The organism is Plantactinospora sp. ZYX-F-223 (assembly GCF_039649625.1).
In the GTDB taxonomy this organism is placed as follows: domain Bacteria; phylum Actinomycetota; class Actinomycetes; order Mycobacteriales; family Micromonosporaceae; genus Plantactinospora.
The window spans coordinates 1-9,379 of record NZ_JBDJAV010000102.1; the positions used below are offsets into that span (position 1 = coordinate 1).

The 9,379-nt window shown below is 71.7% G+C and carries 11 protein-coding genes; 5 read left to right on the forward strand and 6 right to left on the reverse strand.

What is annotated here, in order from left to right; genetic code table 11:
* The coding region (locus AAH979_RS41865) for a LysR family substrate-binding domain-containing protein (protein ID WP_346263666.1) at window positions 1–474 on the forward strand (474 nt) is incomplete at its 5' end.
* Between the two features lie 28 nt (window positions 475–502).
* Here AAH979_RS41865 and AAH979_RS41870 read toward each other — a convergent pair.
* Window positions 503–949: a hypothetical protein gene (locus AAH979_RS41870; protein ID WP_346263667.1), complete on the reverse strand. Its 447-nt coding sequence runs from the start codon at window positions 947–949 to the stop codon at window positions 503–505.
* A 266-nt stretch (window positions 950–1,215) separates the two neighbouring features.
* Here AAH979_RS41870 and AAH979_RS41875 point away from each other — a divergent pair, with 266 nt between their 5' ends.
* Window positions 1,216–1,740 carry a GNAT family N-acetyltransferase gene (locus tag AAH979_RS41875; RefSeq protein ID WP_346263668.1) on the forward strand — a complete coding sequence of 175 codons (525 nt, stop codon included), beginning with the start codon at window positions 1,216–1,218 and terminating at the stop codon, window positions 1,738–1,740.
* 17 nt (window positions 1,741–1,757) lie between these two features.
* Here AAH979_RS41875 and AAH979_RS41880 read toward each other — a convergent pair whose 3' ends face one another.
* On the reverse strand, window positions 1,758–3,032 hold the full coding sequence (locus AAH979_RS41880; RefSeq protein WP_346263669.1) for a GTP-binding protein: 1,275 nt from the start codon (window positions 3,030–3,032) through the stop codon (window positions 1,758–1,760).
* A 259-nt stretch (window positions 3,033–3,291) separates the two neighbouring features.
* On the opposite strand from AAH979_RS41880, the gene rpmG reads away from it, so the two are divergent.
* The gene (gene rpmG / locus AAH979_RS41885; RefSeq protein WP_346263670.1) at window positions 3,292–3,459 is read left to right on the forward strand and encodes a 50S ribosomal protein L33; all 168 of its coding nucleotides are present in this window, start codon (window positions 3,292–3,294) and stop codon (window positions 3,457–3,459) included.
* 63 nt (window positions 3,460–3,522) lie between these two features.
* Here rpmG and AAH979_RS41890 read toward each other — a convergent pair whose 3' ends face one another.
* From AAH979_RS41890 to AAH979_RS41900, 3 genes are read right to left on the reverse strand one after another with little or no spacing between them, the layout of a single operon-like run.
* Window positions 3,523–4,104, reverse strand: a complete 582-nt coding sequence (locus AAH979_RS41890; protein WP_346263671.1) for a CGNR zinc finger domain-containing protein — start codon at window positions 4,102–4,104, stop codon at window positions 3,523–3,525.
* 18 nt (window positions 4,105–4,122) lie between these two features.
* Window positions 4,123–5,304 carry a glutathionylspermidine synthase family protein gene (locus tag AAH979_RS41895; RefSeq protein ID WP_346263672.1) on the reverse strand — a complete coding sequence of 394 codons (1,182 nt, stop codon included), beginning with the start codon at window positions 5,302–5,304 and terminating at the stop codon, window positions 4,123–4,125.
* A 2-nt stretch (window positions 5,305–5,306) separates the two neighbouring features.
* Window positions 5,307–5,576 carry a hypothetical protein gene (locus tag AAH979_RS41900; RefSeq protein WP_346263673.1) on the reverse strand — a complete coding sequence of 90 codons (270 nt, stop codon included), beginning with the start codon at window positions 5,574–5,576 and terminating at the stop codon, window positions 5,307–5,309.
* A gap of 144 nt (window positions 5,577–5,720) precedes the next feature.
* On the opposite strand from AAH979_RS41900, the gene AAH979_RS41905 reads away from it, so the two are divergent.
* Together AAH979_RS41905 and AAH979_RS41910 are read left to right on the forward strand one after the other, a co-directional pair.
* Window positions 5,721–6,641, forward strand: coding sequence for a proline dehydrogenase family protein (locus AAH979_RS41905; RefSeq protein WP_346263674.1), 921 nt, complete (start codon window positions 5,721–5,723; stop codon window positions 6,639–6,641).
* A gap of 128 nt (window positions 6,642–6,769) precedes the next feature.
* Entirely contained in the window at window positions 6,770–7,540 is a 771-nt protein-coding gene (locus AAH979_RS41910; protein WP_346263675.1) for a DUF1963 domain-containing protein, read from the forward strand.
* A 159-nt stretch (window positions 7,541–7,699) separates the two neighbouring features.
* On the opposite strand, the gene AAH979_RS41915 is transcribed toward AAH979_RS41910, so the two are convergent.
* Window positions 7,700–9,379: hypothetical protein (locus AAH979_RS41915; RefSeq protein ID WP_346263676.1), on the reverse strand; the 1,680-nt coding region annotated here is incomplete at its 5' end.

The following is a 9,379-nucleotide window of genomic DNA, read 5'->3' on the forward strand; positions in this document are numbered from 1 at the left end:
GTGCTACTGCCGCGCGCCTCGCCGCTGGCCCAGTTGCGGGAGGTCGCGCTCGCCGACCTCGCCGGGCACGACCTGGCGATCTTTCCTCGGGCCACCGCGCCGGACTGGCACGACCGGGTCCTCGACCTCTGCCGCCGGCACGGCTTCACACCCCGGCGGATCCGGCACGCCGGCAACCCGGAGTTCCTGCTCGGCCTGGTGCTCGCTCGCGGGTGCGTGGCGTTCGAGCCGGAGTCGACGGCCCGCCGGGAGCCCCGAGTCGCCTGGCGGCCGCTGACCGAGCCGGTGCTGCGCCGCCGCACCTCCGGGGTCTGGCCGGACCGGTCGGCGCATCCGGCCGCGTCGACCTTCGCCCAGGTCGCCGCCGAGATCCTGGCGGGCCCGGCCCCGGCCGCCCCGATCGTGCTGGGTACCGGCCAGCCGCGCCCGTGGTCGGTGGTCTATCCGCCGGACGACTTCCCCGGACCGGGGTGAGACCGAGGGTATGCGGACCGGCGAGCGATCAGTTCCGGTGGGCCGACGGCAGGGTCGACAACTCGGCGACCGTAACGAGCAGCTCGACCGGGTACTCGTTGTCGGCCTGGCCGATCGCGAGTCCCACCCACCGGTCGACCTCCGGCCGCCGCCAGACCTGGACCTCGCCGGTGAGCATGCCGAGCCGGGAGACCGGTTCCGGCGCCGACTCGTCGTCCCAGTCGATCCGGACGATCTCGGGTCCGCCCCACCGGGCGGTCAACGCGGCGGCCAGGTGGCCGAAGGCGGTCTCGATCTCCTGCTGGGCCCCCTCGCGGACCTCCTCGTCCCGGTCTTCCCAGAAGTCCCGGCTGGCCTGGAGGTGGCACAGGTGGTAACCCGCCCCGCTGAACAGGTGCGCCTCGCCGGAGTCCCCGGCCCGGAACGGCCGTGCGAGCAGGGCGTCGATGACGGCGAGCTGGTCGGCGGTGGCCATCGGACGAGACTACCGAGGTGGGAGCGCCGAGGAGCGACCGTCCCCAGGACCGGTGAAGTGCCCCGTCCCCGCGCACACCGTCCGGAGGGTCCGCATCACGAGGGCGGATCCGAGGCGGCGTGCACGACGGGACGCTGCGGCTGGTTGACGTACCCGGGTCGGCGAGGTGGCCCCCGGTCACGGGCCACCGGCGGGAAACTCCGGCTGGATTGTCGGTCCGACCCGCTTGAATGGCAGGGAGACGACGGACGGAAAGGTGGGAAGGCGTGGCTGGAGGATTGGATCGGGTCCGGATCGAGCCGTGGAGCGAGGGCGACCTCGACCTGCTCCGCCGGATCAACGCGCCCGAGATGAAGCGGCACCTGGGCGGCCCGGAGACCGAGGAGCAGGTCCTTGCCCGGCACGAGCGTTACGTCCGGTTCGGCGGCGGCGGGCAGGGGTGCATGTTCCGGGTGGTCGCCATCCCGGACGAGGTGCCGGTCGGCAGCGTCGGCTACTGGGCACGGGACTGGCACGACCGGACGGTCTACGAGATGGGCTGGAGCATCCTGCCGGCGTACCAGGGCAGAGGGCTGGCCACCGCCGCGCTGCTGGCCGTGGTCGACGAGGCCCGCGCCCGGCGGACCCACCAGTACGCGCACGCCTATCCCTCGGTCGACAACGCCGCCTCCAACGCGGTCTGCCGAAAGGCCGGCTTCGAGCTGCTCGGCGTGACCGAGTTCGAGTTTCCGAAGGGGCAGCTGATGCGCTCCAACGACTGGCGGCTCGACCTGACCGCAGCCGATCTCTAGGCACATGCCCGGCCGGATCAGGTGTCCGGTGTGGACGGTGCGGATCCGGGGGCGGGGAAGCAGCCGGCGAACGGGTCGGGATAGCCGCGCCAGCCGGCCTCGCCATCGGCCAGTTCGGCGTCCGTGAGCAGGCAGCGGGCGAGCGTGCGGTGGATGTCGACCGGGTCCAGGTCGAAGCCGACGAAGACCAGGTAGTTGTGCCGGTCGCCGTAGTACGGGTCCCAGTCCAGTGCGGCGGCGAGCCGGCGCTGGTCGCTCGCCTCGGCCCAGTCCTCGTCCGGCGCGTCGACCAGCCACCGGCCGAGGGTGCCCAGCGTCAGGCCGCCGCCGGCGAACTCCCAGCCGATCGCGATCTGCGGCTGGCTGGCCAGCCAGCACACGCCCCGGGAACGGAGCACCGGCGCGTTGACCGCCGTCAGCACCTCGTGCAGCCGTCCGGGGTGGAACGGCCGGCGGGCCCGGAACACCGCCGACACCACCCCGTGGTCCGGCTGCGGTTCCGGTACGCCGAGCAGGTGGCCCTCGATCCCCCGGGCCAGTACGCCGGGCGTCTCCGGCCGGTGCCGGTCGGTGTGCCGCAGCCGCCGGGTCAGCGCGCCCGCGTCGACGTACGGCTCGGTGACGGGGAGTTGCACGGCCCACGGGGCCAGCCGGTGCAGCAGTACCGACAGTTGACCGCTGTCGGAGCTGTCGCCGGGGGCGCCCCACAGCACGAGGGTGTCGGCGTACTCGATCTGCCGGGCGATCACGTCGGCGAGGCCCCGGTGGTCGTCGTCGGCGGCCTGGATGCCGAGCGTGGCCAGGTCGTCCGGGCTGGCCAGCCCGTCGAGCAGGTACGCGGCATCGACCACCGTCACGTACGAGTCGAAGTGCAGCCGGTCGGTGACCGGGGCGCCGTCCACCAGGTGGTGGGCGCAGACCTCGGCGACCGCCTCCGGCTCGACGGTCTCCGGCAGTAGCAGCACCAGGTCCCGGCCGGGACGGGTCCGGGCCAGCCGGGTGAGGGTGGGCAGCACGTCCTCGCGCAGGGTGCTGGAGAGGCAGCCGTGCGCCAGCGCGATCATCTCGTCCTCGACGATCCCGGCTCCGTCGCGGACGACCCGGCGGAGCACCCCGGCGCGCAGGTCGGTCAGCTCGTGCCGGACGAGCAACAGGCTCGGGTCGTCGGCGAGCAGCGCCCTCGCCACCGCGTAGCTGGCGGCGGGCCAGAACCCGGTGAGCACGGTGACCGAGGCGCGGCCGTCGGTGCGGGCGGCGGCGTCGAGGTGGTCGGGGGCCAGGGGTGACGACATGGCGGGCCTTCCGGAGTAGTTGAAAATGATTGTCAGTATAAGCGGGCTCCTGTCGTCGGGTTAGAGTCGCCCGCCGCGTGGAACTCGGCGGGCAGGGTCGGAGGAGGACCTGGTCAGGACGAAATGGTCGTACGCGGTCGAGGAGGAATCAGATGCCCAGACGGAGCGCCCGCACCGGCGCACGGCCGAGCGACAGTCTCGTACGCAACCGGGCGTGGCGGCCCGTGCGCAACCCGGCGTGGCGGGAGGTGACGGTCTGATGGCCCGGCGCAACGACGTACGCCCGATCGTCAAGCTGCGCAGCACCGGCGGCACCGGCTACACGTACGTGACCAGGAAGAACCGCCGCAACGACCCGGACCGGATGGTGGTGCGCAAGTACGACCCGGTGCTCCGCCGGCATGTCGACTTCCGCGAGGAGCGCTGACGGCACCCGCGTGGGGTGGTCAGCGGCGCCCCTGCCCAGGACCGGGGCGCCGCCACGAGCCGGTCAGCCGACCGGGGCCGGAGTCTTCTCCTCGATCTCGGCCACGACCGGTGCCTTCGCCTCCACCGCTGCCCGCTTGCGGGCCCGGTGCGCGGCGACGTGCGACCGGGTGGCGCAGCGCTCCGAGCAGAACCGGCGGCAGCAGTTGGACGAGGTGTCCAGATAGACGTTGCCGCAGCGGTCGTCGGCACAGACACCGAACCGGGAACTGCCGTACTCGCACAGCCAGACCGACAGCCCCCAGACCGCGCCGGCCAGGAACTCGGCACTCACCGAGGCCCCCCGGCTGGTCACGTGCATGTGCCAGTCCTTGGCATCGTGTCCGGAGATCCGTGGTTGGACGGGGTAGCTCTCCAAAAGCGAATTCAGCTCGTCCACCGCGTCGGCGTCCCGTCCCGAGGAGCCGAATTCGAAGACGTCCCGCAGGCGTTTCTGGGCCCGGCGGAAGGCGGCGACGTCCCGTTCGGTCACCTCGTCGCGCATCCAGCCGTGCTCGTCGGTGAAAACGGCCCGCAGGTCGTCGAGGTCGTCGAGTCGCGCGTTGACGAGATCGACCCCGGTCCGGGCGTACGCGTCGAAGTTCACCCGACAACCGTAGACGACTTACGGCTCCCGTGGCGCGTCCACGTAGTGGGGAAGGAACCGCGCGTAGCCATCGGTGATCAGGCTCCGGCTCTCCCGCAGCCCGGCACCAGCCGCCTCGCCGGCCACGACCCAACTGCCCAGCACCAGGTGATTATCCGAGAACGACGGTAGTGCGCGGAATTGCTGGTAACACCATCCTTCGTCACCGTAAATCCCTGGATTGTCGATCTCGCCGGCTCTGGTGACGATCCGCACCGAACCACCCTCCCGACCCAACAGCGGCTTGACCACGTATTCGGTCATTCCCCGGGGCGAGTCGAGGTACGCCGGCAGCAGGTAGGGATGGCCGGGATAGAGCTCCCAGAGTACGGCCAGCAGTGCCTTGTTGGAGAGCAACAGCTTCCAGGCCGGCTCGATCCAGGTGGTCGGGGTGCCCGGGTCCAGTGCCGGCCGGCCGTACGGCTCGGCGAGCATCCACTCCCAGGGATAGAGCTTGAAGCAGGTGAGGATCGGCGTGCTCGCCCCGTCCGGGCCGGGCGGGCCGGTGAACCGGCGGCCGTCCCAGCCGATCTGGAGCATCGGCAGCAGCTCGGTCTTCAGCCCCGCCTGCCGGGCGGTCTCGGCGAGGTAGCCGGCGGTCATCTGGTCCTCGCCGGTCTCCTCCTCGTCCGACCAGGCGACGTGCACCAGCGGGTCGTGCAGGCCGGCGCCGATCCGCTGCCAGGCCGCGACCAGCCGTTCGTGCACGCTGTTCCACTGGTCCAGCTCGGGACGGGTGTCCTCCAGCCAGTACCACTGGATCACCGCCGCCTCGACCAGCGCGGTCGGGGTGTCCGCGTTGTACTCCAGCAGCTTCGGCGGCCACGAGCCGTCGTACCAGAGGTCGAACCGGCCGTACAGGGTGGGCGGCTGTTCGCGCAGCGACCGGGTGACCGCCTCGGCGGCCCAGGCCGGGATGCCGAACTCGGCGAACCGGTTCCGTGCCACCACGTGCTCGGCGGCGGCCACCGACATCCGGTGCAGCTCCTCGGTCGCCTCCTCCAGCCGGAGCACCTCGTCGAGGTCGAAGGCGTAGCAGGCGCTCTCGTCCCAGTACGACATGAGGCCGCCGTCCGGCAGCTCGGTGTCGGCGTAGACCAGGCCCTGCGCGCGGACCGTCGCCGACCAGTCCGGCCGGGGCGGGCAGCTCTCCCGGCGCACCGTCAGCCGCCGCAGGAGGCGAGGTGGGTGCCGAAGCCGCCCCGCTCGGGGAGTACGTCCGGGGCAGTCGACCCGGCGGTCGTGGTGGTCGGCACGGTGGCCGGGGCGTACGCCGCCAGCGCGAGCGAGCGGGGCCGTGGCGTGCTCGATCGCGAGTCGCAGTCGTCGTCGTCACCCACCTGGTTGCACCCGGAGAGGGTGACGGCGAGGGCGGTGAGCGCGCCCAGTTGCACGCTCGCGGACCGGAGACGGCGTCGCGAAACTTTTTCCACGACATTGTTGTAACCGATCCGCGCCACCGCGGACACCCCGACCCGCGTCGCACCGCCCGCGGCCCTCGTGCGGGTCCGTCACCCGGTCGCCCGGGAGGCTCCGGTCCCCGCGTACCGGTGACCGGCTGGCGTTACGCTCGGCTCATGCTCCGATCGGTCATCCTCGCCGCCTCCCGGTCATCCCGGATCGAGCGGCTCGTCGAGACGGCCCCGTTCACCCGGGACGTCGTACGCCGGTTCGTCGCCGGCACCACCACCGACGACGCGCTGCGCGCCACCCGCCAGCTCGTCGCCGACGGTCTCGCGGTCTCCATCGACCACCTGGGCGAGGACACCGTCAACCCAGCCCAGGCCATCGCCGTCCGGGACGAGTACCTGGCCCTGCTCGGCGGGCTCGCCGAGGCCGGGCTCACCCCGCCGGCCGAGGTCAGCGTCAAGCTCTCGGCGCTGGGCCAGAAGTTCGACGAGCGGCTGGCCCGGGAGCACGCGCACGCGATCTGCGCCGCCGCGGCGGCGGCCGGCACCACGGTCACGCTGGACATGGAGGACCACACCACCACCGACTCGACCCTGGACATCCTGGCCGAGCTGCGCAAGGACTTTCCGGGTACGGGGGCGGTGCTCCAGGCGTACCTGCGGCGCACCGAGGCGGACTGTCGGGAGCTGGCCACCCCGGGGTCGCGGGTGCGGCTCTGCAAGGGGGCCTACTCCGAGCCCGAGTCGGTGGCGTACCAGTCGGCGCGGGAAGTGGACAAGTCATATGTCCGGTGCCTGAACATCCTGCTTGCCGGCCAGGGGTACCCGATGATCGCCACCCACGACCCCCGGCTGATCGCGATCGCCGAGGACCGGTCCCGGTGGTTCGACCGTACGCCGGACCAGTTCGAGTTCCAGCTCCTCTACGGCGTACGCCCGGACGAGCAGGCCCGGCTCGCCGAGGCCGGCCACACCGTGCGCGTCTACCTGCCGTACGGCACCGACTGGTACGGCTACCTGATGCGCCGGCTCGCCGAGCGCCCGGCCAACCTGGCGTTCTTCGCCCGCGCCGTGGCGACCCGGAGGTAGCCCCCGCCGACCCGGAGGTGACCGGTCCGGCCACGCCGATCGGCCCGTTGCCCCGCCTGGGCTCTCTGGCCGGGCTGGGCCCTTTGGCCCGGCTGGGATCGAGCCGTTTCGCCTGGCATCCTCGCGCCATGGACTTCTCCCGTGCGGTGGCGGCGTTGCGTGCCGCCCTCGCCGACTCGCCCCGGGCACAGGCCGATCCCGACCTGCTCGAACAGGTCCTCGGCCTGGTCCGCCCCTCGATCGGACTCGCCGTACCGGCCCGGTGCCGCGACGGCGAGCCCGCCGGCCCGGTCGCAGGCTGGTACGGCGGACTGCCCGGACTGCCGGACGGGGTGCGGTGGCCGGAGCACCAGGGGCGGTCGATGGCGCTGTTGGCCCGGCTCGACTGCGCCGCGCTGGCGCCGCTGCTCGGTCCGGAGTGGATGCTGCCCCGGGACGGGACGCTGCTCTTCTTCTCCGACGAGTGGTTCCGCGCCGACTTCGGGGCGGGTCCGGGTGACGACGGCTGCGCCGTGCTGCACGTACCTGTCGGGCTGCCGGACCGGGCCGCCCCGCCGGAGGTGGAGGTGATTCCGGCGCTGCCGCTCGTCGCCGCCCCGGTCCTGGCCGCACCCGACTACGCCGAGCCGGAACTCGCGGCGGCCTTCTCAGCCGATCCGATCAGGGTGATGGACCTGGTCACCGAGATCCGTGACCGGCTGCCGACCGTGCGGCACCGGCTGCTGGGCTGGCCGGACAGCCCGGTGGTGGGACCGGCCGGCCACCGGCCGCTGCTCGCGCTCGAGGCCGAGCAGGGAACCGCCTGGGGCGAACTGGTCGGGATCTCGTTCTGGATCGACGGCGCGGACCTGGCGGCGGGCCGGTTCTCCCGGGTACGCCGGGTCCTCGACGTCGCCTGATACGCCCGCCCCGGTACGCGGAGACGCGCATCCGGCCCGCCGAGGGTGCGATCTGATGATCGTTGCCCCCGACGGACCGGATGCGTCCGCTCCGTCACCGGCCGTGGTCTCCGTTACCGGCTACCCGCCACCGGTCACCTGCGCTCGGTTACCCGAGGATCAGGCGAAGCAGTTGTCGATTTTGTCATCTTTTTTGTCGCCGGCGCAGTTGTCAGGCCGGTTCTTGCTGATCACGGTGTCGTCGTCCACCTTGACCTTGGCGTGCTCGGCGAAGAGCCCGCCGCCCTTCTTGGTGGCGTCGTTCTCGACGATCTTGCTCTTCTTCAGCTCGAGCGAACCGCCCTCGACCGCGATGCCGCCACCGACCGAACGCGCGCCGACGGCGCTGTTCTCGCTGACCTCGGTGTCCCGCACGATCACCTCGGACTTCTCGGCGAAGATGCCGCCGCCGTCGCCCCGCGTGGTGTTCTTGGTGATCTTGCTCTTGTCCACCGTGAGCAGACCCTTGATGGTGGCGATTCCGCCGCCGTCCTTGGTGCCGAGGTTCTTGCTGACGTGCAGCCCCCGGACCGTGAGGGTGGCGTCCTTGTTGAAGAGGCCGCCGCCGACCTTCGCGGTGTTGCTGTTGACCTCGCCGTCCGAGACCTTGGTCCGGGCCGAGATGCTGGCGATGCCGCCGCCCTCTGCCGCGTTGTTGTGCTCGAAGGCGCTCTTGGTGATGTCGGCCGCCCCCTGGTAGTTGGCGAGCCCGCCACCGGCCTTGTGGGCGCTGTTGCTGAAGAACTCGGACTTCTCCACGGTGAGGACACCACCGTTGAGGATCCCGCCACCGTTGCCGGCCGAGTTGTTCTCCTCGAACTTGCTCTCGGTGACTTCGAGGTGGCCGTCGTTGAAGATCGCGCCGCCGCCGCCGTCCTTGGCGAGTGCGGTGCTGTCCGAGATCGTGACCCGCTTGACCGTGGCGCTGGCGCCGTGGTCGACCGAGATCGCGCCACCCTCGTCCGCCCGCCCGTTCTTCAGGAAGACGTCACTCAACTCCAACTCGCCACCGTCACGGACGGTGAAGAAGCGGAAGTCCTTGGCGTACGTGTCCCGGGTGATGGTCGCGCCCTCACCCTTGATCTTGATCGGCGCCTTGATCACCGGCAGGCCGGACTTGTCGTGCTTCTTGTCGTCCTTCTTGCCGTCCTTCTTGTCGTCCTTCTTGTCGTCCTTCTTGGCTTCCGTCCCCGGCACGCCCATGGTGCCGTTGGCGGAGGCGGCGTCGGACGACGCCTTGCCGTAGTCCTTCTCGCCCTTCTCACCCTTGCCGTTGTGCTTCTCGCCGCTGTCGTCGTGCGCGGTGAGCGTGTAGGTGCACTTCGGCGCGAGCTTGAGGCTGCCGCCACCCTCGGCGTTGGCGTGCACCAGCGCGGCGATGAGCTTGTCGGGGTCGCATGGTACGGACGTCACCTTCTCGTCCTCGCGCTTGTCCTCGTCCGCGCGCCTGCCCTCGTCCTTGCGCTTGTCCTCGTCCTCGCGCTTGTCCGAGCCACAACCCTCGCGGCCATTCTGGGACCCGCCGTTCCAGCCCGACCCCTCCGAGCCTGAGCCCTGCCAGCCCGAGCCGTTCTCGCCGCCGCCCTGGGATCCGCCGTTCCAGCCGGAGCCGCCCTGCGAGCCGCCCTGCGACCCGCCTTGTGAGCCGCCCTGGGATCCGCCGTTCCAGCCGGAGCCGCCCTGCGAGCCGCCCTGCGACCCGCCTTGTGAGCCGCCCTGGGAGCCGCCGTGCCAGCGAGAGCTGTCGGAGCCGGGAGTCTCCCCGGACGAGCCGTTCTCGCCGCCGCCCTGGGATCCGCC